Raw genomic sequence first — 25,168 nt, 5'->3', positions numbered from 1 at the left:
GGTTATGTGCCCTGCGGAGTCGGTGAGCCAATCGCGGACGGAGCACTCAACTACCGCCACACCCGCACTTGCCGCAATCGCTCCCGCAACCGCCGGCTGCAGCCGAATTCCGTGTGTCACGTGTGGTGCCGCCTTGCAGATTGCGCATCAGCAGGGCGTATTGCAGGTCCAGACCCTCGGGTACCGGGATATGGACGACGTGGCTGTCGCCCGGCGCAACGCCGATAGACTCGCCACGGGCGTTCTCCATGGCGTGCAGGCGGAAGGTGCGGTTGCCCGCCGGGGTCATCATCTCGACGCTATCGCCGACCTCGAAGCGGTTCTTCACCCGCACCTCGGCCAGGCCCTGGCGGTGCTCGCCGGTGAACTCGCCGACGAACTGCTGGCGCTCGGACAGCGAGTGGCCGTACTGGTAGTTCTGGTACTCGTCGTGCACGTGGCGGCGCAGGAAGCCTTCGGTGTAGCCGCGGTGGGCGAGGGACTCCAGGGTGTCCATCAGGCCGAGGTCGAAGGCGCGCCCCGCGACGGCGTCGTCGATGGCCTTGCGGTAGGCCTGGGCGGTACGCGCGACGTAGTAGTGGGATTTGGTCCGACCCTCGATCTTCAGCGAATGCACGCCCATCTGCGTCAAACGTTGCACGTGCTGGATGGCGCGCAGGTCCTTGGAATTCATGATGTAGGTGCCATGCTCGTCCTCGAAGGCCTCCATCAGCTCGCCAGGGCGGTTGCTTTCTTCGAGCAGGACGATTTCCTGGGTCGGCGCGCCGATGCCCAGGGTCGGTTCGACGTTGCGCACCGCGTGGCCCAGTTCGTCCTCGTGGGCGGCGTGGGTCTGGTATTCCCAGCGGCAGGCGTTGGTGCAGGTGCCCTGGTTGGGGTCGCGGCGGTTGATGTAGCCCGACAACAGGCAGCGCCCGGAGTAGGCCATGCACAGCGCGCCGTGGACGAAGACTTCCAGCTCCATGCCCGGCACGCGCTCGCGAATCTCGCCGATCTCTTCCAGCGACAGCTCGCGGGACAGGATTACCCGCTTGAGCCCCTGCTGGCGCCAGAACTCCACGCTGGCCCAGTTCACCGCGTTGGCCTGCACCGAAAGGTGGATATCAACCTCGGGGAAATGCTGGCGAACCAGCATGATCAGGCCGGGATCGGACATGATCAGCGCATCGGGGCCCAGGGCGATCACCGACTCGACGTCCTGCAGGAAGGTCTTCAGCTTGGCGTTGTGCGGGGCGATGTTGACCACCACGTACAAGCGCTTGCCCAGGGCGTGGGCTTCGTTGATGCCGGTGGCGAGGTTGGCGTGGTCGAACTCGTTGTTGCGCACCCGCAGGCTGTAGCGCGGCTGGCCGGCGTAGACGGCATCGGCGCCATAGGCGAAGGCGTGGCGCAGGCTTTTCAGCGAGCCGGCGGGGCAGAGCAGTTCGGGGGAGAACGGAGTGGGGGACATGGCGGCGTGGCAGACAGTGGGAAAAAGGCTGCCACTCTAGGAAATCCGGGGCCTGCGCGTGCTGAGCGAGGTCAACGGATGCTCTGTCCGCTCCCCGAGACTATGCCCGTCCTGCTCTTCGTAGGATGGGTGGAGCGCAGCGGTACCCATGCTGCCGGCGCGCGGAATTGATGGGTATCGCTGCGCTTCACGCCATCCTACGTGGAGTTCATCCGGCGAAATCGGCGCGGTGCATCACTCCAGCCAGCGGCGTCCTTGCAGCTCCAGCAACGTCTGCGCCTGCTCCGGCCCGTTGCTGCCGGCAGCGTAGGGGCGCGGGCTCAGGTAATGCTCGTGCCAGCCCTTGATGATCGGGTCGACCCAGCTCCACGCTGCTTCCACCTCGTCGCGGCGCATGAACAGCGTCGAGTCGCCCTCGATCACGTCCAGCAGCAAGCGTTCGTAGGCGTCCCAGCGGCGCTTGTGGGTACTGAAGGCCTGGGCGAGGTTGAGGTCCAGTTCCACCGGCTCCAACTGCATGCCCTTGCCGGGGGCCTTGGCCATCAGTTGAACGCTGATGCGCTCCTCGGGCTGCAGTCTTATCCACAGGCGGTTGGCCGCACCGGCGCCGTTGCCGATCAAGCTGTTGGGCACCGGCTTGAACTGGATGACGATCTCCGAGCACTTCTTCGCCATGCGCTTGCCGGTGCGCAGGTAGAACGGCACACCGGCCCAGCGCCAGTTGTCGATCTCTGCCTGGACGGCGACGAAGGTCTCCGTATCGCTGTCGTTGTCGACATTTTTCTCGAACCAGTAGGCCGGCACCTCCTGCCCGCCGATGTGCCCGGCGGTGTATTGGCCGCGTACGGTCTTGTCCTGCACGTCCTGCCCGGAAATCGGCCCGAGCGCCTGGAGGATCTTCACCTTCTCGTTGCGCACCGCCTCGGCGTCGAAGCGCACCGGCGCCTCCATGGTCACCAGGCAGAGCAGTTGCAGCAGGTGGTTCTGCACCATGTCGCGCATGGCCCCGGCATGGTCGTAGTAGCTGCCGCGGTTTTCCACGCCCAGGGTTTCGCTGACGGTGATCTGAACATGGTCGATGTGCCCGTTGCGCCACACCGGCTCGAACAGGGTGTTGGCAAAGCGCAGGGCCATCAGGTTCTGCACGGTTTCCTTGCCCAGGTAGTGGTCGATGCGGAACACCCGCGATTCGTCGAACACTTCGCCGATCGCCTGGTTGATTGTCACCGCCGACTCCAGCGAGTGCCCCAGCGGCTTCTCCAGCACGATGCGCGCCAGTGGCCCGGCGAGGCCGGCGATCTTCAGGTTCTGTGCAATGGGCGCGAACAGGCTGGGTGCGGTCGCGAGGTAGTGCACCAGCACGCGGCCCTCCGTGCGCTTGAGGGCCTTGGCCACCCGGCCGAAGTCGGCGCTCTGCGAGGCGTCCATCGCCACGTATTCCACACGTTGGACGAAACTGCGCCAGGCCTCGGCGGAAAAATCGCTGCGCGCCACCTGCGCGCGGCAGTTGCGTTCCGCCAGGGCGAGGTAGGACGCGTTGTCGCGCTGGCTGCGGGCGAGGGCGAAGATCCGCGTATCGGCCGGTAGGCGGTTCTCCCGATGCAGGTGGTAGAGCGCCGGCAACAGTTTATGTAGCGCCAGATCGCCGCTGCCGCCGAAAACCAGAATGTCGCAAGAGCTCGGCAGGCCGAGGCTCGCAGGCGTATCCACAGACTTATTCCCTGGGCGTGAAGGAAAGATTTGTAGTATAACTACAACAAGACTACATAAATTTCAGACAACTATCACCGAGCCTATCCCTGTGAACCTTTTGCAGCACATTGCCCAGTCGCGTCATCTGCTCCGCAAGTCGGAGCTCAAGGTTGCCGATCACGTGATGCAGGATCCTGCATCGGTCATGCACAGCTCCATGGCCGACCTCGCCCACAGCGTGGGCGTCAGCGAGCCGACCATCGTGCGCTTCTGCCGCGCCATCGGCTGCACCGGCTTCCAGGACCTCAAGCTCAAGCTGGCGCAGAGCCTGGCCGCCGGCGCCAGTTTCGGCCAGTTCTCGATCAACGAGAGCGACTCGGTGGCGGACTTCAGCCTGAAGATCTTCGACACCACCCTGCACTCGCTGATGGAAGTGCGCGAGAACCTCGATACCCACGCCCTGGAGCGCGCCATCGCGGCCATCGCCCATGCCCAGCGCGTCGAGTTCTACGGCTTTGGGGCCTCCGGCGCAGTGGCGGCGGATGCCCAGCACAAATTCTTCCGTCTGCTGCTGTCGGCGGCGGCGTACTCCGACCCGCACATGCAGGCCATGTCGGCGGTGACCCTGAAGCCCTCGGACGTAGCGATCTGCATCTCCCAGTCTGGCCGCTCCAAGGACCTGCTGGTGACTGCCAACCTGGTACGTGAAGCGGGCGCCACCCTGATCACCCTGTGCCCCAGCCAGACGCCGCTGGCGGACCTGGCCACCGTGAACCTGGCGGTGGACGTACACGAAGACACCGATATCTACACCCCGCTGACGTCGCGTATCGCCCACCTGGTGGTGATCGACGTGCTGGCAATGGGCGTGGCCATGGCCCGTGGTCCGGATCTGGTGAATCACCTCAAGAGCGTGAAGCGCAGTCTGCGCAGCCTGCGGTTGTCGCCCAAGGTGGTGAAGAACCACGAAGAGCGCCCGGAAGAGGCGTCCTGAGCGCCTTTCGTTTTTCGTAGGAGCGAGGGGGACGCCCAGTTCTTGCTCGCGAACAGAGCTAGCCGGGTGCGCCAGAGTTGAGCGGTTCGCGAGCAAGCTCGCTCCTACAAGAGAGACCTCGCGACCGCCCGTCGGCGTCACCGGCGCTTCACCACCGCGTCGTCAAACGGTCATCCGTCGTCAGCATGCTGGCGTCTCCAGCCCTTAGGCCTTGGGAGATGCGAGATGCCCCGCCATATCGACGACACCCAGCTCCAAGTGGACAGCAAGACCCGCCGCAAGCTCGAAGACCAGCGACGCATGCAATTCCGTCGCGCCATCGAGGACCGCATGGAGGCCCAGCGCCTCGCCCTCGAAACCTCCGATTACCCCGACCTGATCGCGGCCGCCTACCTCACTTCGGCGAAGGCGGGCCGGCGAAGCGTTCGGCCAGCTGGCTGATCAGCGCCCGCTCTTCACGGATGAAGGCGACGAACGCCTGGGCCACCGGGCTCAGGCGTTTGCCGCGGGCGTGCACCAGACACCAGCTGCGGTAGAGCGGCAGCTCTTCCACCGGCAGCTCGTGCAGCAGCCCGGACTGCAGTTCGCGGCTCACCGCATGGCGCGGCAGCAGCGCCAGTCCCAGACCCGCCAGCACCCCTTCCCGTGACCCTTCCAGCGAGGCGAACTCCAGCGTCTGCGGGAAGTGCGCGCGCTTCTGCTGGAAGTGCTCCTCGCAGGCCTTGCGCGTACCCGAGCCGGGCTCGCGGATCAGCAGCGGATAGGGTTCCAGGTCCTTCAGCGAGAGCTTGGCGGCGTTGCACAGCGGGTGGTCCGGCGGCGCCACGGCGACGATCGGATTGTTCAGGAAGGGCAGGAATTCCAGCGCCATGTCCTGCGGCACCAGGGACATGATCACCAGGTCGTCGCGGTTGTCCGACAGGCGCTTGATCACCTGGGCGCGGTTGACCACGGTGAGGTTCAGGCTGACGTCCGGGTGCTGCGCGTGGAAGGCGGCGAACAGGTGCGGGGTGATGTACTTGGCGCTGGACTCCACCGCCAGGCGCAGCTGCCCCTGCAGCGAGCCCTTGAGGTCGGAGAGGTTCATGTCCAGCACTTCCAGGCGCTGGAAGATGTCGTTGGTGGCACGCAGCAGCGCGTCGGCGGCATCGGTCTGGTAGAGCTTCTTGCCGATGTATTCGAACAGCGGCTGGCCGACCAGTTCTTCCAGCTGACGGATCTGCAGGCTGACCGCTGGTTGGGTCAGCGCCATTTCCTCTGCGGCGCGGCTGTAGGAACGGCTTTCGCACACCGCACGAAAAACTTGCAGCTGGCGAAGGGTCATACGCATCAATGACTTACGCATAGAACTCGGCCTGATCGCGACATTTCGGATCAACTATAAATCATTCTTTATGGCTACCCCAATAATTATTGATTTTGGTTAATCCTCCCTCCCGCGCTAGGGTAAAAACACGCCGGAACCCGCTCCGGTCGAGCAATATCCACAAGAGAGTCCAGCTGCCGTGTCCGGGGCTGCCGATGGGTTTTTACGCCGGGGTCCACAAGGCCCGGGCCGAGGGAAAGCCGCAGTGATCAAGAAAATCCTGATCGCCAACCGTGGGGAGATCGCTGTCCGGATCGTGCGCGCCTGCGCCGAGATGGGCATCCGTTCGGTGGCCGTCTATTCCGATGCTGACCGTCACGCCCTGCACGTCAAGCGCGCCGACGAAGCCCACAGCCTGGGCGCCGATCCGCTGGCGGGTTACCTCAACCCCCGTGCCCTGGTGAACCTGGCGGTGGAAACCGGCTGCGACGCACTGCACCCGGGCTACGGCTTCCTCTCCGAGAACGCCGAGCTGGCCGATATCTGCGCCGAGCGCGGGATCAAGTTCATCGGCCCGTCGGCGGAAGTCATTCGCCGCATGGGTGACAAGACAGAGGCACGCCGCAGCATGATCGCCGCCGGCGTACCCTGCACCCCCGGCACCGAAGGCAACGTCGCCGACCTGGCCGAAGCCATTTCCGAAGCCGAGCGCATCGGCTACCCGGTGATGCTCAAGGCTACTTCCGGTGGTGGCGGCCGCGGCATCCGTCGCTGCAACAGCCGCGAAGAGCTGGAGCAGAACTTCCCCCGCGTCATCTCCGAAGCCACCAAGGCCTTCGGCAGCGCGGAAGTCTTCCTCGAGAAGTGCATCGTCAACCCGAAGCACATCGAAGCCCAGGTGCTGGCCGACTCCTTCGGCAACACGGTGCACCTGTTCGAGCGCGACTGCTCGATCCAGCGCCGCAACCAGAAGCTCATCGAGATCGCCCCCAGCCCGCAACTCACGCCCGAGCAGCGCGCCTACATCGGTGACCTGTCGGTGCGCGCGGCCAAGGCCGTGGGCTACGAGAACGCCGGCACCGTGGAGTTCCTGCTCGCCGATGGCGAGGTGTACTTCATGGAGATGAACACCCGCGTGCAGGTGGAACACACCATCACCGAGGAAATCACCGGCATCGACATCGTCCGCGAGCAGATCCGCGTGGCCTCCGGCCTGCCGCTCTCGGTCAAGCAGGAAGACATCATCCACCGTGGCTTCGCGCTGCAGTTCCGGATCAACGCCGAAGACCCGAAGAACAACTTCCTGCCGTCCTTCGGCAAGATCACTCGCTACTACGCGCCCGGTGGCCCCGGCGTGCGCACCGACACGGCGATCTACACCGGCTACACCATCCCGCCGTACTACGACTCGATGTGCCTGAAGCTGGTGGTCTGGGCGCTGACCTGGGAAGAGGCGCTGGACCGCGGCCTGCGTGCGCTGGACGACATGCGCGTGCAGGGCGTGAAGACCACCGCGGCCTACTACCAGGAAATCCTCAAGAACCCGGAATTCCGTAACGGCCAGTTCAACACCAGCTTCGTCGAAAGCCACCCGGAACTGACCCAGTACTCCATCAAGCGCACCCCGTCGCACCTGGCCATCGCCATCGCTACCGCCATTGCCGCCCACGCTGGCCTGTGAGGAATTCGTTCATGACCGTTTCCAAGAAAGTCACCGTCACCGATACCATCCTGCGCGACGCCCACCAGTCGCTGCTGGCGACCCGGATGCGCACCGAAGACATGCTGCCGATCTGCGACAAGCTCGACCAGGTCGGCTACTGGTCGCTGGAAGTCTGGGGCGGCGCCACCTTCGACGCCTGCGTGCGCTTCCTCAAGGAAGACCCGTGGGAGCGCCTGCGCAAGCTCAAGGCCGCGCTGCCCAACACTCGCCTGCAGATGCTCCTGCGCGGGCAGAACCTGCTGGGCTACCGCCACTACAGCGACGACGTGGTCCGCGCCTTCGTCGCCAAGGCCGCAGTGAACGGCATCGATGTGTTCCGCATCTTCGACGCGATGAACGACGTGCGTAACCTGCGCGTCTCCATCGAGGCTGTGAAGGCCGCCGGCAAGCACGCCCAGGGCACCATCGCCTACACCACCAGCCCGGTGCACACCATCGACGCCTTCGTCGCCCAGGGCAAAGCCATGGCCGACATGGGCGTGGACTCCATCGCCATCAAGGACATGGCCGGCCTGCTGACTCCGTACGCCACCGGCCAACTGGTCAAGGCGCTGAAGGACGCGCTGCCGCTGGACGTGGTGGTGCACTCCCACGACACCGCCGGCGTGGCCAGCATGTGCCAGCTCAAGGCTGTGGAAAACGGCGCCGACCGCATCGACACCGCCATCTCCAGCATGGCCTGGGGCACCAGCCACCCGGGTACCGAATCCATGGTCGCCGCCCTGCGCGACACCCCGTTCGACACCGGCCTGGACCTGGAGCTGATCCAGGAAATCGGCATGTACTTCCACGCCGTGCGCAAGAAGTACCACCAGTTCGAGAGCGAGTTCACCGGCGTGGATACCCGTGTGCAGGTCAACCAGGTGCCGGGCGGGATGATTTCCAACCTGGCCAACCAGCTCAAGGAACAGGGTGCGCTGAACCGCATGCCCGAAGTGCTGGCGGAAATCCCCCGTGTGCGCGAAGACCTCGGCTTCCCGCCCCTGGTTACCCCGACCTCGCAGATCGTCGGCACCCAGGCATTCTTCAACGTGCTGGCCGGCGAGCGCTACAAGACCATCACCAACGAAGTGAAGCTGTACCTGCAGGGCCGCTACGGCAAGGCGCCGGGCAAGATCAACGAGCAGCTGCGTCGCCAGGCCATCGGTAACGAGGAAGTCATCGACGTGCGCCCGGCCGATCTGATCAAGCCGGAGCTGAACAAGCTACGCGAAGAGATCGGCAGCCTGGCCAAGTCCGAAGAGGACGTGCTGACCTTTGCCATGTTCCCGGACATCGGCCGCAAGTTCCTCGAAGAGCGCGCCGCCGGCACCCTGAAACCCGAAGAGCTGCTGCCGATCCCCAACGGCAAGGGCGTAGCTGCTGCCGGTGGTGAAGGCGTACCGACCGAGTTCGTGGTCGACGTGCACGGCGAGAGCTACCGCGTGGATATCACCGGCGTCGGCGTGAAGACCGACGGCAAGCGCCACTTCTACCTGTCGGTGGATGGCATGCCCGAAGAGGTGGTGTTCGAGCCGCTCAACGAGTTCGTCGGCGGTGGCGGCAACAAGCGCAAGCACGCCAGCGAGCCGGGCCATGTCACCACCACCATGCCGGGCAACATCGTCGATGTGCTGGTGAAGGAAGGCGACAGCGTGAAGGCCGGCCAGGCCGTGCTGATCACTGAAGCGATGAAGATGGAGACCGAAGTGCAGGCGGGCATCGCCGGCACCGTGAAGGCCATCCACGTAGCCAAGGGCGACCGGGTCAATCCCGGTGAGATCCTGGTTGAAATTGAAGGCTGACCAAGGACAGACGGGTCTTTAAGGTTCAGTCCCACGGGGGAGCACGATGCTCCCCCTTTTTTTTGCGCGCCCGTTCACTTCTGCTCGAACCGAATGGTTGATCCAGGTCGGAAATTTCCTTCAGAAACTCATTAGCGTCGATGCTGGGAAAACTGACCAGGGTATGGCGATGGGAAGAGTCGTTCTGTTGTGGGTGCTGCTGTGCGCGACGGCGCAGGCATCGGAGATGATGGATCGGCTCGCCGCGCTGGAGAAAGATCCCGCCAAGCGTGAGCAAGCGTATGCGGCCGCCGAGGAGCGCATCCTGCTGTGCAGCAAGTGCCACGGCAAGGATGGCAACAGCAAGCGCGACTACATCCCCAACCTGGCCGGGCAGAACCCGCAGTACCTGTTCGATGCCTTCGAGAAATACGTCGACGGCCAGCGCACCGACTTCGTGATGAACCAGGCGGCCAAGCTGCTGACCATCAACGAGCGGGTCAACATCGCCTACTACTTCAGCCAGCAGAAGGTCGTGCCACGTTCAGAGGCGGCGCCGGACCCGGCGCTGGTGGAGCAGGGCGGCCAACGCTATGCCACCGTCTGCGTCACCTGCCATGGCGCTGGGGCCATGGGGCGCGACGGCTTCCCGCGCATCGCCGGGCAATCGCGGGCTTACCTGACCCACGCCTTGCAGCGCTACCGGGACAAGGACCCGAGTCGGGCCGGCTCGCCGATGCTGGCGGTGGCGGGGTTGCTCAGTGACGAGGACATCACCGCGCTGACGGCCTACCTCAGCCAGTTGCAGCCCTGAATGCAGCCAGCCGCCCGAGGGCGGCTGGCCGGTACGTATCGCCGGTGGCGCGCAGGCGCCGGTAAGCGATCGCTTACGGCTGCTTGTCGTCGGCCGGCTTGGCGGCTTCCGCGGCCGGTTGAGCCGGGGCGGCGGTTTCGGCCGGAGCGGCCTGTTCTGCTGGCTTGGATTCCGGTTGAGCCGCCGGCTTGGCTTCCTGCTGGATGGCAGCGGCGGGGACGGCGGTCTTTGAGGTTTGTTCTTCTTTCTTGTCGCAGGCCGCGAGAACGGCGCAGGCAGCGATCAGGATGCAAAGTTTTTTCATGGGAGTGCTCACTCATCGAGGTTGGGCGGATACCGGTCGGCTGACCGGGGCGGCAAGCTTTGCCGCCGGAGCTCGATGAGGCCATGTGTTGGGCTCCGAGACTGATCGCGAATTTTCCGAATCTCTCGTCTTATCAACCCCCAAGAAAAAGCCCGGCTTTCGCCGGGCCCCTTCGCCGCTGGATGGGGATCAGAATGCCATCTGCCACTGGGCGATCAGCGCGTGGTTCTGCGTGTTGCTGCCCATCTGGCCGCTGTAGCCGATGCCGAGGGTATTGCGTGCCGACACACCGACATCGAAGCCGACGTCCAGCAGCAGACTGTTGCGGTCCAGTGCGCTGCCCTGGACGCTGAAGGCGTCGCCGCCGGCGAGGAAGGATTGGCGGGTTTCACTGTCGATGTCGCCGAAGGTGTGGCGCCAGCCAAGGCCAAGGCGCGGGGTGAAGCTCATGCCGTTGCTCAGGGTATCGAGGCGGGCGATGCGCAGGCCGAGGGTGCTGCTCAGGTTGTCCTGGTCCTGGGAATCGACGTGCAACGCGGCGGCGCCACCCTTTTCATCGTACGAGTCGCGCTCGTAGCGCTGGTAGTCCAGGCGTGCGTAGGGCTCGGCGCTCAGGCGGCCGCTGCCCATGGCGTAGCCGGTCTCGGCGAAGGCCTGCCAGCTGTCGGCGTCGTAGTCGCCCTCGGGGCGATCAGTGAAGCCGTCGAACTCCACCCGGCGTTTGCTCTCGCCGTCATGGCTGCTGTAGGCCGCGCCCAGGCGAACCGCCAGGGGGCCGCTCTGGTGCAGTGCGTAGGCGCCCAGGTGCCAGCTGTCGATGTCGCCGGAAACGCCGCCGCTGCCGTCCAGGTCGGTGTGTGAGTAGCCGCCGAGCACGCCCAGACGCCAGTCCGGGGTCAGTGCCCAGTCGGCGCCGAGCAGGGTGCCGCCGGTGTTCTGCTGCAGGTCGCCGCTGTTGTCGTGTTCGTCGAGCTTGCCGTGGCTGCCGATGCCTTGCACCCACAGGCGGCCGGCGGCGTTCGGGTCGTTGAGGTTGCGCGCTTCGCTGGGCACGCCGGTGGCGGCGAGCATCGGCGTATCGCTGCGTTCGGTGGCCGCCAGCAGGCTGCTGCTGCCCAGCTGGCGCACGGCGTTGAGCATGGCGCTGCCGACCTGCTGGCTGCCGGCGATAGTCGCGGCGGCCAGGCTGGCGTTGCTGGCGCCGGCCAGCTGTTCCAGGGCGGAAGTGGCGTTGCTCGCGTCGCTGGTGATCAGTGCGTTGTAAAGCGCGCCGCCGCTCTGGCTCTGCAGGGCGGAGGCGGCGTTGCGGCCGTTGCTGCTGCTGGCGAGGTCGCCGAACTGTACGTCGTTGCGCGTCAGTTGCAGGTCGACGCTGTTGGCGCTGTAGCTCAGGGTCGGGGTGAGGAAGGCGAAGTTGCTCTTCACGTCGGCGAACTGCCCGCTGACGCCGCCGGTGGAACTGATTACCTGCACGCTGCTCTGCCACGGCCAATTGCCGCTGCCGGCCTGCACGGCGAGGTGCGAGCCATCGATGCTGGTCTTGCCGTCCACCTGCACGGTGGCGTGGGCGCCGCTGGGCTCCACACCGAAGGACAGGGTCGAGCCGCTCAACAGGCTCAGGTTGCCGGTTACATGGGCGGCGCCGGTTGCCGGCGAGGCGATCAGGGTGCCGGCGAGGTTCAGCCCGCCAACGCTGCCGCTGCCCGAGTAGGTGGCGCCCTGGTCGATCTGCAGGGTGCCGAGGAGGCTGCCGGTGTTGGTCAGGCTGGCGCCGCCGAAGACTTCGCCGCCTTCGCTGAAATCGTTGGTGCTGGAGAGCGTCCAATTGCCCTGTTTCACGTCCAGCCACTCGAAGTTGGCGCTGTTGCCGAAGTTGCCGCCAGCGGCGGCGTCGAGAGTCACGCTATCGCGACCGCTGCCACCGTCTACCAGACCTTCGAAGCGGCTGCCGGAGAGCAGGGTCAGGCTGTCGTTGCCGCCACCCATTTCCAGCGCTATGCCGTTGCCGCCGTGGATCAGACCGTCGTTGATCACGGTGTCGTCGAGGTCGCCGGAGAGGGTGACGCCGGACAGGGATTCGCCGGAAATCGTGCCGTGGTTTTCCAGATAGGTAGAGCTGAAGCCGCTGTTGCCATTGCCGTCGTCGACCAGGATGCCGCGGTCGACGCTGCGGATGATCGCGCCGGCGTAGTTGATGATGGTGCCGCCACCCATGGCGATGCCTTCGCTGCCGTTGGGCGAGCCGTCCTTCGAGCCGGCGGCGCCGGTGCCTTCGATGATGCCGTGGTTCTCGATGTGGCCGCTGTAGTCGATGTCCACGCCATCGCCGTCGCCGTCCGGCACCAGGCCGTTGTAGGAGCCGGTGATGCGTCCGTAGTTGATCACCGTGCCATCGCCGTCGGAGCCGAAGCCCGAGCCGTTGCGGCCGATGATCACGCCATCCGCGTAGTTGATCAGGGTGGCGCCGACGTCGGTGGTGATGCCGTGGCGGCCGCCGCTGATCAGGCCGTGGTTCTCCACCTGGCCGCCCGCAGCGCCCTGGAAGTCGATGCCGTCGTTCTTGGTGTCGGCAGTGATCATGTCCGAACTGCTGATCTCACCGTAGTTGGTGATCGTTGCGTTGCCGCCGGGACGGATGGCGTCGTTGCCGTCGCTGTGGATCACACCGCTGGCGCGGTTGATGATCGTGACGGTCGCGGCGCTTTGCAGCTTGTCCAGGTCCAGCGCCTGGCCGGTGGCGGAGGTGATGCTGCCAGCGTTGTCGATCAGCAGGCTGCCGGCGCTGAACGGATTGTTCATGCGAATGGCGTCGTCGTAGCCGAGGATGCGCCCGCCTTCGCGGTTGATGATCTGGTAGAAGCGCGTGGTGCTGTCGCTGCCGGAGGTATCGACCACGCGGCCGGTGGTGGATTGCATCAGACCGCTGTTGTCGATGACCACGCCAGTGCCGGTGGCCGCGCCCTTGAGGTCGACGCTCTTGCCGCTGGTGACCAGGCTGCCGGTGCGGGTGACCGTCAGGGTGTCCTGGTTGGCCAGGGTGCGACTGCTGGTCTGGGCGTTGTCGATGATCGGCGAGACCGGCAGGGCCTGGGCGGTTTCGGCGGCGAGGCTCGCCAGCGTGCCGAGCGAGAGCGCAATGCTCAGCGCGAGCGGGTTGGGCTTGTGCAGCATGGCGTGGCGTCCTTTTTCTTATCGAAGTGGCCGCCTGTTATAGCGATGGATTATGAAGCTTCTGTAACGGTAGTGGCGTAGTGCCTTGCCTGCGGGCCCAGCGGGAAGGCGAGAAACCTTATATACTCTGCGGTCTTTTTACCGTTTCCACTGTGAGAACCGCCGTGAGCCAGCTGCCGCCCTGCCCCAAATGCAACTCCGAATACACCTACGAAGACGGCGCCCAGCTGGTCTGCCCCGAGTGCGCCCACGAATGGTCCGCTGACGGTTCGAGCGAGGGCGACAGCGATGCCCGCGTGATCAAGGACTCGGTCGGCAACCTGCTGCAGGACGGGGATACCGTCACCGTGATCAAGGACCTCAAGGTCAAGGGCTCGTCCCTGGTGGTGAAGGTCGGCACCAAGGTGAAGAACATTCGCCTGGTGGACGGCGACCATGACATCGACTGCAAGATCGACGGCATCGGCGCGATGAAGCTGAAGTCGGAGTTCGTGAAGAAGGTCTGAGCCTTCCTCGCCCTCAATAAAAAGCCCGGCCATGTGCCGGGCTTTTTCATGCGCCTCTTTTCGCCGCAGGGAAGGGGCGAGAGTGAGCACCTACGTAGGATGGGTGGAGCTTGCGATACCCATCGCTCGCTGTTACAGGAATTGATGGGTATCGCTTCGCTCCACGCCATCCTGCGAAGAGCGAAGCGGCTTATTCCTTGTAGTAAACGATCTGGTTGCTGGTCGCCAGCAGCGCACCGGATTCGCTCCACAGCTGCGCGCTCTGGTCGAAGAAGCCGTTGCGGAACTCCTGCGCGCGGGCGTCACCCAGCAGGTAGCCGCTGCCGACCTCGGCCAGTTGTGCGGCGTCGGTGTGGAAATAGGTGGTGATCGACACGGTGCCAGCCGGCACCGGCGTGGCGCGGCGCAGCCAGACGCGCGGGTAGAAGATGTCGCTCATCGCCGCCAGGGACAGGAAGTCCAGCGGGCGGTCCTGGGCGTCGCGCAGCCAGAGCTGGCTGCGGCTGGTTTCGCCGCTGCCGTCCCATTTCGTCGGGAAGGCGCCGGACACTGGGCGCATCTCGTACTGCTTGGGCCAGGCCACGCCCTTGGCGGCGGGGCTCATCGGCTCGAAGTCGCTGGCCGGAGAGAGGTTCGGGAAGGGCAGGTCGGTCAGGCTCCAGGTCTCGCGGCGCAACGCGGTGACCAGGGTGGCGGTGGTGGTCACCTGCTGCTCGCCGGTTTCATCGGCCTGGGTCAATTGCAGCAGCCAGTGCTGGGTGGAGCGGTTGGTGCGCACCGGGATGGCTTCGACCTGGAAGGCGCCGGCCACGACGGCGGCGGCGTAGTTCACCGTCAGCGACACCGGGCTGCCGAGCAGCTGCGGATGGCGCAGCGCGCCTTGCAGCAGGACCGCGGCGGTCACGCCACCGAAGGGGCCGACCATGTTCCAGTAGTCCTGGCTGGTGTGGCCCTCGTAGAGGTTGGGCTGGCCGGCCACAGGTTGCAGGGCCACGGCGCGGTCGAACGGGTGCAAGGCAGTATCGGTCATGACTCTCTCGGCGCTTTTTGTTCTCGGGAGAGGCTCTATGTAGAGGAAAGCGCCGAGTCGGGTCAAGGATACCGAGTGGTCAGGGCGTGACCTCGAAGCGCAGCGTGCCGATCACCTGGCCGGCCTCGGTGAGTACCTGCACCTGCCACTTGCCGCTCGGGTCGGTGGGGAAGTTCTGCTTGTGCGTCCAGGCGCGGTAGCCGGCCTCGCGGCCGCCCTTGATGTCCAGGGCGATGCGGTCGACTTCCTGGCCGTCCTTGCGCCAGGCGTGATAGATGCGCTCGTTCAGACCGCGTGGTGCGTTGATCGCGGTGTAGGCGTAGAGACCTTGGGCTTTGATCTGCGCGACGCTGACCGTCTCCAGGCTGTCGCCAGGGGTGCGCTGGGCGTTGTCGAAGCTCTCGGTCACCGCCATCTCGGTCATCCACAGGGTTGACGGCGGCACCCAGGCGCGGGCGAACCAGCCGACCGCGCCGATGGACAGCGTCAGGCCGACGAGGGCGAACCAGCGCCACCATTTGTGGATCTTCACCGTCACCGCCAGGCTCGGGAACGACAGCAGCACGGCGATACCGAGCGCCGCCTGGTAGCTCTGCGGGGTGCTCAGGTGGAGGATGATCGGCAGCGCGGTGAGCAGCACCGCGAACAGCGTCAGGGTGTGGTAGCCGAGGAAGGTCCAGCGCCGCACCGAGAGGAACTTGTAGTACACCGGGTCGGTGATCGCAGCGAGCCCGGCCAGCGTCAGCACGCCGGTGAACAGCGCCTGGCCGCTGTTCCAGGTGGTGGTGACGAAGAAGAACGGCAGGCAGAAGAACAGGCTTTCCTGGTGGATCAGCTGGGTCGCGTAGCGCAGCAGGCCCGGCGGCACCTCCCAGCCGAAACGGCGCTTGAAGCGGTCGGTGAGCAGGTTCTCCAGCATCAGCCAGATCCAGCTGACCAGCATGACGATGGCCATGGCGCGGGCGAAGCCGGCGCGGTGGCGGTCCACCATGATGAAGCTGAAGACGCCGGAGCAGAAGCCGAACAGGGCGATCACGCGCGGGTAGCGTTGCAGCAGGCCGAGGACGAGGGTGATGAGGCGCTGCACGCGCTCTTTCCAGATCAGCATGGGGCGGGGTATGACGAAAACGAAAGGGGGCGAGATTGTAACGCCGGATGTCGGTAGGAGGCACGGGGAGTGACGGGAGGGGCTCGGAACTCGGGCGTGGACCCTCTCCCTAACCCTGGCTGCGCGCCCCGCTCCGAAGGGAGAGGGGACTGTTCCGAGCGCGCTGAGGCATTAGTGCTCGCCGGTTGACTGTGAAGTGAGCCGTTGCAGAGGACTGCTCCCTCTCCCTTCAGGGAGAGGGCGGGGGAGAGGGTCCCCACCGCGCCTAAGCTGGTTCGCGAGCAAGCTCGCTCCTACAAGAAGAGCAGGCGTCAGTGCTTCCCGCTCAATTCCTCTCGCGCATAGTCGACGAACAGCTGCGCCGGCTTGGTCAGCTGGGCGCGCTTGAGCCAGGCGGCGACCAGGCCGGAGGCGCTGACGTCCTCGGCGATGTTCACCATCACCACCTTCTTGCCGTCGTAGGTGCACTCCGAGTGCGGGCGGGTCACCAGCACCGAGAAGCCGAAACCCTGGCCGACCATGCCGCGCACCATCTCGATCGACGGCGAGCTGAAGGCAATGTGCGGGTTCAGCCCCAGTTCCTCGAAGATGCGCACGAAGTAGGTGCGGCTGGGCTGCACGTCCAGCAGGATCATCGGCTCCAGGACCAGGTCGCGCAGGGACACCTTGTCCTGCTTGGCGAAGCGGTGGTTCTCCGGCAGCAGCGCGTAGGGGCGCTGGGCGGGCATCAGCGGGTCGGTGGAAATGGTCGCGTCGAGGTCGTGCTCGTAGAGCAGCGCCAGGTCGAAGCGGCCGCCGGTGAGGCCCTGCACCAGCTCCTGCTGCTCGCCGTCGCTGATGCGGATTTCCACGCCCGGGTAGCGCTCGCGGAAGCCCGAGATCAGCCGCGGCAGGTAGAGCGGGGCGACCGTCTCGAAGCAGCCGATGTCGATCTGCCCGGCCACCACGTCGTTGTCGGCCAGGGCGTTCTGCTCGAATTCGTGGGCCATGCGCAGCAGTTCCTGCGCCTTGCGGTAGAAGCGCGCGCCACTGGGAGTGAGCGACACGCCCTGGGCGTGGTGGCGGATGAACAGCTGCACGCCGAAGCTTTCTTCCAGCCCCTTGATCGCCGTGGAAATGGACGGCTGCGCGATGTACAGCTTGCGCGACGCCTCGGCCACGCTGCCGCATTCCACGGTGGTCACGAAATACTTCAATTGCCGCAAGGTATAGGAAGCCACTGCACGCCTCGTTGATGCTTTTTTATACAAGATACCGCGTTGGGCCGGCCGGCGGGGGCGGCCCATGGCGAAGATTTTCCTCGCCGGGGACCACATTTTTCATGGCCTCGGCCGCCTGCTGCGACCCTCCGGGCGCGGGCATACTCCAGCGCAGCCCGTGAAGACACCCTGCAAATCCCGTACACGCAGCCTGGAGTAAAGCTCATGCGCATGGCCCTTTGGCAGACCTGCGGCCTCCCCGGCGATGTTGCCGGCAATCTCGACCAACTGGAGCGCCAGGCCGGCGCCGCGGCCGCCGCCGGTGCGCAGCTGCTGCTGTGCCCGGAGCTGTGGCTGGGCGGCTACAACGTGCCGCAACAAATGAACGAGCTGGCCGAGGCGGCGGACGGGCCGTCGGCCGCGCGCATTGGCGAACTGGCGCAGCGCTTCGGGCTGGCCATCGCCTACGGCTACGCCGAACGCCATCCCCAGGGCGGCAAGCCTTACAACGCGGTGCAGGTGATCGGCCCGACCGGCGCAGCGCTCGGTCACTACCGCAAGGCGCACCTGTTCGGTGCCATGGAGCGGGAAGTGTTCAGTGCCGGCGACGTGCTGGAAGCCCCGTTCGACTACGCCGGATGGCGCATTGGCCTGCTGATCTGCTTCGACGTGGAGTACCCCGAAGCGGTACGCACTCACGCCCTCAATGGCGCCGGGCTGATCCTGATTCCCACCGCGCTGACCCCGGAATACGGCGCGGTGCCGGGCGTGATCGTCCCGGCGCGGGCGGTGGAGAACCAGTTGTTCGTCGCCTACTGCAACCACTGCGGCGTGGAAGACGGGCTGGCCTTCCTCGGTGGCTCCTGCATCGTCGCGCCCGACGGCGAGCGCCTGGCTGCCGCCGGGCCCGCGGAGAGTCTGCTGATCGTTGACCTGGACCCCGAGCAGCGTGCCCGCCAGGCCGAGACTTTCCCCTACCTGGCTTGCCGTCGCCCCGAGCTGTACGGTGCGTTGACCCGCTGAATACGGGCCCTGCAGCGGTGCGCAGGCCTGCACCGCGATGGCGCGTCATGCTCCGCTCTGGTGCGAGGCTGCCCAGCTTTTTCATATAGGCCGAAGACAAATTTAATAATTTTCCTTGGCAAGGCCTTGGGCGACCATCCAATCCACATTCGAACAACAACGTCCCTCGAGGGCGAGCGAAGCAGGAGTGCCCTGGTGTACGAGCTCAACGATTGGCGGCAGCGTGCTGCCCGGCAGACCTTCATCGACAGCGCGCTGATCGGCGGCCGCCGCGTGGCCGCGCAGGATGGCGCGACTTTCGCGTCCATCGACCCGGCGACCAATCGCCTGCTGGCCAATGTCGCCGCCTGTGGCGCGGCCGAGATCGATGCCGCCGTGCGTGTCGCTCGCCAGGCTTTCGAGACCGGCCCCTGGGCGCGCATGGCGCCGCGTGAGCGCAAGGCCGTGCTGCAGAAGCTCGCTGAGCTGATGATGACCCACCGCGACGAGCTGGCCCTGCTCGACACCCTGAACATGGGCAAGCCGGTGATGGACGCCTGGAACATCGACGTGCCCGGCGCCGCTGGCGTCTTCTCCTGGTACGCCGAAAGCCTCGACAAGCTCTACGACCAGGTCGCCCCGACCGCGCAGAACGCCCTGGCCACCATCACCCGCACGCCGCTGGGCGTGATCGGCGCCGTGGTGCCGTGGAACTTCCCCCTCGACATGGCCGCCTGGAAGCTGGCGCCCGCACTGGCCGCCGGTAACTCCGTGGTGCTCAAGCCCGCCGAGCAGTCGCCGTTCTCCGCCCTGCGCCTGGCCGAGCTGGCGCTGGAAGCGGGCATCCCCGAAGGCGTGCTGAACGTCGTGCCGGGCCTGGGCGAAGCCGCCGGCAAGGCGCTGGGCCTGCACCCGGACGTGGACGCCCTGGTGTTCACCGGCTCGACCCAGGTCGGCAAGTACTTCATGCAGTATTCCGCGCAGTCCAACCTCAAGCAGGTCTGGCTGGAGTGCGGCGGCAAGAGCCCGAACCTGGTCTTTGCCGACTGCCGCGACCTCGACCTGGCCGCTGAAAAAGCCGCCTTCGGCATCTTCTTCAACCAGGGCGAAGTCTGCTCGGCCAACTCGCGCCTGCTGGTGGAGCGTTCGATCCACGACGAGTTCGTCGAGCGGCTCATCGCCAAGGCCCGCGACTGGGCGCCGGGCGACCCACTGGACCCGGCCAGCCGCGCAGGTTCCATCGTCGACAACAAGCAGACCGCCGGCATCATGGCCTGCATCGACCGCGCCCAGGGCGACGGCGCACAGCTTGCCTGCGGTGGTCGCCAGCTGAGCTTCAATGGCTCGGACAACTTCATCGAACCGACCATCTTCACCGGCGTGCGCCCGGAACAGTCCCTGGCCCGCGACGAAGTGTTCGGCCCGGTGCTTGCAGTCATCCCCTTCGACAGCGAAGAAGAAGCCGTGCGCCTGGCCAACGACAGCATCTACGGCCTCGCCGCTTCCCTGTGGAGCGACGACCTGCACCGCGCTCACCGCGTGGCCCGCAAGCTCAATGCCGGTACCGTGTCGGTGAACACCGTGGACGCGCTGGACCCGGCGATTCCCTTCGGCGGCGGCAAGCAGTCCGGCTTCGGCCGCGACCTCTCGCTGCACTCGTTCGACAAGTACACCCAGCTGAAGACCACCTGGTTCCAGCTGCGCGATTGAAGACAAGACAGGCCGCCGGGGTCGAATCCGGCGCCTGAGCAACACCCCGATTGCTAACCGAACCGTTCGAGACGGCCGGTGAGACTGCCCAGGTAAGTCCGTCGCCCTCGATCCCCTGAAGACCCCTCAGGCCGGCTGCCGGAGCACCGCCGAGGGATAGAGGAGAAAGTCGATGACCGACAACACCCGCGCCCCGCGCGACACCCGTGAATACCAGAAAGCGGATGCGGCCCACCACATCCACGCCTTCCTCGACCAGAAGGCGCTGAACGCCGAAGGCCCGCGCGTGATGGTGCGCGGCGAAGGCCTGCACCTCTGGGACAACGACGGCAACAAGTACATCGACGGCATGTCCGGCCTGTGGTGCACCAACCTGGGCTACGGCCGCAAGGACCTGACTGCCGCCGCCACCGCCCAGCTCGACGAGCTGCCGTACTACAACATGTTCTTCCACACCACCCACCCGGCGGTGATCGAACTCTCCGAGACCCTCTTCAGCCTGCTGCCTGACCACTACAGCCACGCGATCTACACCAACTCCGGCTCCGAGGCCAACGAGGTGCTGATCCGTACCGTGCGCCGCTTCTGGCAGATCGAAGGCAAGCCGCAGAAGAAGATCATGATCGGCCGCTGGAACGGCTACCACGGCTCCACCCTGGCGGCCACCGCGCTGGGCGGCATGAAGTTCATGCACGAGATGGGCGGCCTGATCCCGGACATCGCGCACATCGACGAACCCTACTTCTTCGCTGCCGGCGGTGACCTGACACCGGCCGAGTTCGGCCGTCGCTGCGCGCTGCAGCTGGAAGAGAAGATCCTCGAACTGGGCGCCGACAACGTCGCCGGCTTCATTGCCGAGCCGTTCCAGGGCGCTGGCGGCATGATCTTCCCGCCGGAAAGCTACTGGCCGGAAATCCAGCGCATCTGCCGTCAGTACGATGTGCTGCTGTGCGCCGACGAAGTGATCGGCGGCTTCGGCCGTACCGGCGAGTGGTTCGCCCACCAGCACTTCGGCTTCCAGCCCGACACCCTGTCCATCGCCAAGGGCCTGACCTCTGGCTACATCCCCATGGGCGGCCTGGTGCTGAGCAAGCGCATTGCCCAGGCGCTGGTGGAAGAGGGCGGCGTGTTCGCCCACGGCCTGACCTACTCCGGCCACCCGGTGGCCGCCGCCGTCGCCGTTGCCAACCTGCGCGCGCTGCGCGACGAGGGCTGGGTGAACGCGGTGAAGAACGACACCGGCCCGTACCTGCAACAGTGCCTGCGCGAAGTCTTCGGCAACCACCCGCTGGTGGGCGACATCCAGGGCACCGGCTTCGTCGCCGCGCTGCAGTTCGTCCAGGACAAGGCCACCCGCAAGCGCTTCGACAACGAGAACGACATCGCCTGGCGCTGCCGCACCATCGGCTTCGAGGAGGGCGTGATCATCCGTTCCACCCTCGGCCGCATGATCATGGCCCCGGCGCTGGTCGCCGGGCGTGCCGAGATCGACGAACTGGTCGACAAGACCCGCCGCGCGGTCGACCGCACGGCCCAGGAAATCGGTGTGCTGTAAGCCGCTTTCCCTGTAGGAGCGGGCCATGCCCGCGACCCATGAGCGGTCGCGGGCATGGCCCGCTCCTACACCGCTCAAGCTCCACAACAACGCCGCGAGCGCAAAGACGCCCGCGCGATGGAACCTTTTTTGCCCGGCTTCTGGCCGGGGGTACTGCCCAGCAACACAACAACGCCAATCCGGCTGTGGGAGTCGTTCCATGAAAGTGTCCTTGCTTACGCGCATCTCCATCACCTGTGCCCTCGCCGCCGCTGTCGGTAGCGTTAACGCCCAGTCCCAAAGCATCACCGTCATTTCCTTCGGCGGCGCCACCAAGGCGGCCCAGGAGCAGGCTTACTTCAAGCCCTTCGAGGCCAGCGGCGCCGGCAAGATCGTCGCCGGCGAGTACAACGGCGAGATGGCCAAGGTGAAAGCCATGGTCGACGTCGGCAAGGTCAGCTGGGACGTGGTCGAGGTGGAAAGCCCCGAACTGCTGCGCGGCTGCGAGGAAGGCCTGTTCGAGCGCATCGACCCGGCAGCCATCGGCGACGAGAAGAACTTCGTCCCCGGCACCCTCAGTGAGTGCGGCGTGGCCACCTACGTCTGGTCCATGGTCATGGCCTACAACGGCACCAAGGTCGCCAAGGCTCCGCAATCCTGGGCCGACTTCTGGAACACCGCTGAATATCCGGGCAAGCGCGGCCTGCGCAAGGGCGCCAAGTACACCCTGGAAATCGCCCTGCTGGCCGATGGCGTGAAGCAGGAAGACCTCTACAAGGTGCTCGGCACCAAAGAGGGCGTCGACCGTGCCTTCGCCAAGCTCGACCAGCTCAAGGGCAACATCCAGTGGTGGGAAGCCGGCGCGCAACCGCCGCAGTGGCTGGCCGCCGGTGATGTGGTGATGAGCGCCGCCTACAACGGCCGCATCGCCGCCGCGCAGAAGGAAGGCGTGAAGCTGGGCATCGTCTGGCCGGGCAGCCTGTACGACCCGGAATACTGGGCCGTGGTGAAGGGCACGCCGAACAAGGCGCTGGCCGAGAAGTTCATCGCCTTCGCCAGCCAGCCGCAAACCCAGAAGACCTTCTCCGAGAACATCCCCTACGGCCCGGTGCACAAGGGCACGCTGGACCTGCTGCCGGCGGACGTGCGCGACGCGCTGCCCACCGCGCCAGCCAACCTCGAAGGCGCCCGCTCGGTGGACGCGGCCTTCTGGGTCGACCACGGCGAAGAGCTGGAACAGCGCTTCAACGCCTGGGCCGCCCGCTGATCCTTTCCTGATCCAAGCCCGGTGTCTGCGCCGGGCCTGCCTTGCCAACGACGCGTGAGAATCACAATGACAACAACGCAAAACCAGGCGACGACGCTGGAGCTGAGCACCATCCAGCCCATCGCCGCACACGAACGACACGGCCGCGCCCGCGACCTCTTCACCATCTGGTTCGGCAGCAACATCATGCTGCTGACCGTGGTCACCGGCGCCCTGGCGGTCACCGTGTTCAAGCTGCCGTTCTTCGCCGCCGTGCTGGCGCTGGTGCTCGGCAACCTGGTAGGTGGCGTGTTCATGGCCCTGCACTCGGCCCAGGGTCCGCAGCTGGGCGTACCGCAGATGGTGCAGACCCGCGGCCAGTTCGGCTCCTTCGGATCCTTGCTGGTGGTCGCCCTGGTGGTGATCATGTACCTGGGCTTCTTCGCCTCCAACCTGGTGCTCGGCGGCCAGGCGCTGCACGCGCGCTTCGAGGTGATCGGCACCAACACCGGCATCCTGCTGGTGGGTGCGATCAGTGTGATCGCCACGGTGTTCGGCTACCGCCTGATCCACGGCTACACCCGCGTGATGTCCTGGCTGTCCGGCGCGGTGCTGCTGATCAGCTTCGTCTGGCTGGTGTTCGTCCACGGCCTGCCGGCGGACCTGCTGCAGCGCAACGAGAACAACATCCCCGGCTTCCTCGGCGCGCTGTCCATCGCCGCGCTGTGGCAGCTGGCCTACGCCCCCTACGTTTCCGACTACTCGCGCTACATGCCGCAGGGCACCGGTGCGCGCACCGCGTTCTGGTCGAGCTACTGGGGCTGCTGCCTGGGTTCGATCCTGCCGATGCTGCTGGGTGTGCTGGTCGGCCTGTCGGTGGGCGAGGGCGACGTCATCGCCGGCCTGATCGAGATGACCGGCGGCTTCAGCGCCATCATGGTTGCGGTGTTTTCCATCGGCATCGCCGCCACCAACTCGATGAACCTGTACTGCGGCACGCTCTCGGCCATCACCGTCGGCCAGACCCTGCTGCCGTCCTGGTCGGCCCAGGCCGGCTGGCGCGCGGTGATCGCCCTGGCGCTATTCAGTGGCTCGCTGGCCATCGCCCTGCTCGGCCAGGACAACTTCATGGCCAACTACACCAACTTCATCCTGCTGCTGCTCTACGTGCTGGTGCCCTGGAGCGCGATCAACCTGGTCGACTACTACCTGGTGGCCCACGGCGAATACGACGTGCTGTCGTTCTTCCGGCGTGACGGCGGCATCTACGGCACCTTCAACTGGACCGCGGTGAACTGCTACATCCTCGGCATCCTGGTGCAGGTGCCGTTCATGTCCACCGCGCTCTACACCGGTGCTGCCGCGCAGGCCATGAACGGCGCAGACATCTCCTGGGTCGTCGGCCTGGGCGTGGTCTCGCCGGTCTACTGGCTGTTCAGCCGCAAGCGCCAGCGCGCCCTGAAGGCGGCCCGCGCATGAGCCGTCGGACCGGGTTCTTCTTCGACGAGCGCTGCTTCTGGCACGCGACCGGTCTGCACGCGCTGATCCTTCCCGTCGGTGGCTGGTTGCAGCCGCCGGTGGGCGCCGGCCACGCCGAGTCGCCGGAGAGCAAACGCCGGCTGAAAAGCCTGATGGACGTCTCCGGCCTCAGCAGCCAGCTGCACCTGTCCAGCGCGCCGCTGGCCAGCGAGGAAGACCTGCTGCGGGTGCACCCGGCCAGCTACCTGGAGCGCTTCAAGGCCTACAGCGAAGCCGGCCACGGCGACATGGGCGAGGAAACCATGGTCAGCCATGGCACCTACGACATCGCCCGGCAGTCCGCCGGGCTGACCATCGCCGCGGTCGACGCGGTGCTGCGCGGCGAGTTGGACAACGCCTACGCGCTGTCCCGCCCGCCGGGCCACCACTGCCTGCCGGATCGCGGCATGGGCTTCTGCTACCTGGCGAACATCGCCGTGGCGGTGGAGACGGCCAAGGCGCGCCATGGGATCAAGCGCGTGGCGGTGCTCGACTGGGACGTGCACCACGGCAACGGCACCGAGACGATCTTCTACGGCCGCGACGACGTGCTGACCCTGTCGATTCACCAGGCCGACTGCTACCCCACCGGCAGTGGCGCGGTGGACGACATTGGCGAAGGCGCGGGCAAGGGCTGCAACCTCAACGTGCCGCTCTATCCAGGCAGCGGTGACGATGCCTACCGCGTGGCCATGGAGACGATCATCGTGCCGGCGCTGGAGCGTTTCCAGCCGGAGCTGATCGTGGTGGCCAGCGGCTTCGACGCCAACGGCGTGGACCCCCTGGCGCGCATGCTCGCCCACAGCGAGACCTTCCGCTTCATGGCTGCCGCCGTGCGCGATGCCGCCGAGCGCCTGTGCGACGGCAAGCTGGTGGTGGTGCACGAAGGCGGCTACGCGGAAGCCTACGTGCCGTTCTGCGGTCACGCGGTGATCGAGGAGATGGCCGGTGTGCGTACCGAGGTGGTCGATCCCTTCCTGCCGATGCTCGAAGGCCAGCAGCCGGATGCCGACTTCCGCGCCTTCCAGCGCCAGGCACTGGAGCGGATGGCGGCGAAGCTGCTCGGCTGAGCGCCGCGACGTGGCGGCGGATAACCGC

At 66.0% G+C, this 25,168-nt stretch carries 20 protein-coding genes and 1 pseudogene; 13 read left to right on the top strand and 8 right to left on the bottom strand.

Annotated features, from left to right (window positions below; translation table 11 throughout):
• Positions 1-46: 46 nt before the first annotated feature.
• Both trhP and zwf read right to left on the bottom strand, forming a co-directional pair.
• Positions 47-1,450, bottom strand: a complete 1,404-nt coding sequence (gene trhP, locus ACKI1H_RS04255; protein ID WP_440467731.1) for a prephenate-dependent tRNA uridine(34) hydroxylase TrhP — start codon at positions 1,448-1,450, stop codon at positions 47-49.
• A 234-nt stretch (positions 1,451-1,684) separates the two neighbouring features.
• Positions 1,685-3,160, bottom strand: coding sequence for a glucose-6-phosphate dehydrogenase (gene zwf, locus ACKI1H_RS04250; protein ID WP_440467730.1), 1,476 nt, complete (start codon positions 3,158-3,160; stop codon positions 1,685-1,687).
• Between the two features lie 91 nt (positions 3,161-3,251).
• On the opposite strand from zwf, the gene hexR reads away from it, so the two are divergent.
• Both hexR and ACKI1H_RS04240 read left to right on the top strand, forming a co-directional pair.
• The gene (gene hexR, locus ACKI1H_RS04245) at positions 3,252-4,136 is read left to right on the top strand and encodes a transcriptional regulator HexR (protein ID WP_045214017.1); all 885 of its coding nucleotides are present in this window, start codon (positions 3,252-3,254) and stop codon (positions 4,134-4,136) included.
• Positions 4,137-4,361: 225 nt separating this feature from the next.
• Positions 4,362-4,577: a PA3496 family putative envelope integrity protein gene (locus ACKI1H_RS04240; RefSeq protein WP_081519099.1), complete on the top strand. Its 216-nt coding sequence runs from the start codon at positions 4,362-4,364 to the stop codon at positions 4,575-4,577.
• Here the strand turns inward: ACKI1H_RS04240 and ACKI1H_RS04235 are convergent.
• Positions 4,531-5,466, bottom strand: coding sequence for a LysR family transcriptional regulator (locus ACKI1H_RS04235; RefSeq protein WP_138523251.1), 936 nt, complete (start codon positions 5,464-5,466; stop codon positions 4,531-4,533). The two genes, ACKI1H_RS04240 and ACKI1H_RS04235, sit on opposite strands and share 47 nt — an antisense overlap.
• Positions 5,467-5,707: 241 nt before the next feature.
• Here ACKI1H_RS04235 and ACKI1H_RS04230 point away from each other — a divergent pair, with 241 nt between their 5' ends.
• From ACKI1H_RS04230 to ACKI1H_RS04220, 3 genes are all read left to right on the top strand, one after another.
• On the top strand, positions 5,708-7,123 hold the full coding sequence (locus tag ACKI1H_RS04230) for an acetyl-CoA carboxylase biotin carboxylase subunit (protein WP_138523249.1): 1,416 nt from the start codon (positions 5,708-5,710) through the stop codon (positions 7,121-7,123).
• 11 nt (positions 7,124-7,134) lie between these two features.
• Positions 7,135-8,949 (top strand): sodium-extruding oxaloacetate decarboxylase subunit alpha, encoded by a 1,815-nt coding sequence (gene oadA / locus ACKI1H_RS04225; protein WP_138523247.1) that lies wholly within the window; start codon positions 7,135-7,137, stop codon positions 8,947-8,949.
• A gap of 169 nt (positions 8,950-9,118) precedes the next feature.
• Entirely contained in the window at positions 9,119-9,742 is a 624-nt protein-coding gene (locus ACKI1H_RS04220; protein WP_440467729.1) for a c-type cytochrome, read from the top strand.
• 73 nt (positions 9,743-9,815) lie between these two features.
• Here the strand turns inward: ACKI1H_RS04220 and ACKI1H_RS04215 are convergent, their stop codons facing one another.
• Positions 9,816-10,046 (bottom strand): hypothetical protein, encoded by a 231-nt coding sequence (locus ACKI1H_RS04215; protein ID WP_138523245.1) that lies wholly within the window; start codon positions 10,044-10,046, stop codon positions 9,816-9,818.
• A gap of 189 nt (positions 10,047-10,235) precedes the next feature.
• A complete protein-coding gene (locus ACKI1H_RS04210) occupies positions 10,236-13,217 on the bottom strand; it encodes an autotransporter outer membrane beta-barrel domain-containing protein (RefSeq protein ID WP_440467728.1) in 2,982 nt (993 codons plus the stop codon).
• A gap of 164 nt (positions 13,218-13,381) precedes the next feature.
• Here ACKI1H_RS04210 and ACKI1H_RS04205 point away from each other — a divergent pair, with 164 nt between their 5' ends.
• On the top strand, positions 13,382-13,723 hold the full coding sequence (locus ACKI1H_RS04205; protein ID WP_138523241.1) for a zinc ribbon domain-containing protein YjdM: 342 nt from the start codon (positions 13,382-13,384) through the stop codon (positions 13,721-13,723).
• Positions 13,724-13,913: 190 nt separating this feature from the next.
• Here ACKI1H_RS04205 and ACKI1H_RS04200 read toward each other — a convergent pair whose 3' ends face one another.
• The 3 genes from ACKI1H_RS04200 to ACKI1H_RS04190 all read right to left on the bottom strand — a co-directional run bounded on the left by ACKI1H_RS04200 (position 13,914) and on the right by ACKI1H_RS04190 (position 17,081).
• A complete protein-coding gene (locus ACKI1H_RS04200) occupies positions 13,914-14,753 on the bottom strand; it encodes an acyl-CoA thioesterase (protein WP_138523239.1) in 840 nt (279 codons plus the stop codon).
• Positions 14,754-14,832: 79 nt separating this feature from the next.
• Positions 14,833-15,861, bottom strand: a complete 1,029-nt coding sequence (locus ACKI1H_RS04195; protein ID WP_440467727.1) for a DUF5924 family protein — start codon at positions 15,859-15,861, stop codon at positions 14,833-14,835.
• A 311-nt stretch (positions 15,862-16,172) separates the two neighbouring features.
• Complete coding sequence (locus ACKI1H_RS04190) at positions 16,173-17,081, bottom strand: LysR substrate-binding domain-containing protein (RefSeq protein ID WP_138523235.1); 909 nt, start codon at positions 17,079-17,081, stop codon at positions 16,173-16,175.
• Between the two features lie 204 nt (positions 17,082-17,285).
• Here ACKI1H_RS04190 and ACKI1H_RS04185 point away from each other — a divergent pair, with 204 nt between their 5' ends.
• From ACKI1H_RS04185 to ACKI1H_RS04155, 7 genes and pseudogenes are all read left to right on the top strand, one after another.
• Entirely contained in the window at positions 17,286-18,083 is a 798-nt protein-coding gene (locus ACKI1H_RS04185; protein WP_440467726.1) for a carbon-nitrogen hydrolase family protein, read from the top strand.
• A gap of 195 nt (positions 18,084-18,278) precedes the next feature.
• Complete coding sequence (locus ACKI1H_RS04180) at positions 18,279-19,772, top strand: aldehyde dehydrogenase (RefSeq protein ID WP_440467725.1); 1,494 nt, start codon at positions 18,279-18,281, stop codon at positions 19,770-19,772.
• A gap of 59 nt (positions 19,773-19,831) precedes the next feature.
• Positions 19,832-19,932 (top strand): annotated as a pseudogene (locus ACKI1H_RS04175) (hypothetical protein); the annotation flags it as partial.
• Positions 19,933-19,944: 12 nt separating this feature from the next.
• Positions 19,945-21,327: an aspartate aminotransferase family protein gene (locus tag ACKI1H_RS04170; RefSeq protein WP_253441418.1), complete on the top strand. Its 1,383-nt coding sequence runs from the start codon at positions 19,945-19,947 to the stop codon at positions 21,325-21,327.
• 199 nt (positions 21,328-21,526) lie between these two features.
• The gene (locus ACKI1H_RS04165; RefSeq protein ID WP_440467724.1) at positions 21,527-22,573 is read left to right on the top strand and encodes an ABC transporter substrate-binding protein; all 1,047 of its coding nucleotides are present in this window, start codon (positions 21,527-21,529) and stop codon (positions 22,571-22,573) included.
• A 66-nt stretch (positions 22,574-22,639) separates the two neighbouring features.
• Positions 22,640-24,031 carry a purine-cytosine permease family protein gene (locus tag ACKI1H_RS04160; protein WP_440467723.1) on the top strand — a complete coding sequence of 464 codons (1,392 nt, stop codon included), beginning with the start codon at positions 22,640-22,642 and terminating at the stop codon, positions 24,029-24,031.
• A complete protein-coding gene (locus tag ACKI1H_RS04155) occupies positions 24,028-25,140 on the top strand; it encodes a class II histone deacetylase (RefSeq protein ID WP_440467722.1) in 1,113 nt (370 codons plus the stop codon). The genes ACKI1H_RS04160 and ACKI1H_RS04155 overlap by 4 nt, the downstream gene beginning before the upstream one ends.
• Positions 25,141-25,168 lie beyond the last annotated feature (28 nt).

Origin of the sequence: Pseudomonas sp. YH-1, from assembly GCF_051990045.1 — a bacterium.
In the GTDB taxonomy this organism is placed as follows: Bacteria; Pseudomonadota; Gammaproteobacteria; order Pseudomonadales; family Pseudomonadaceae; genus Pseudomonas; species Pseudomonas nicosulfuronedens.
The sequence above is the reverse complement of the archived record's forward strand: the minus strand, read 5'-3'. Positions and strand labels throughout refer to the sequence as shown.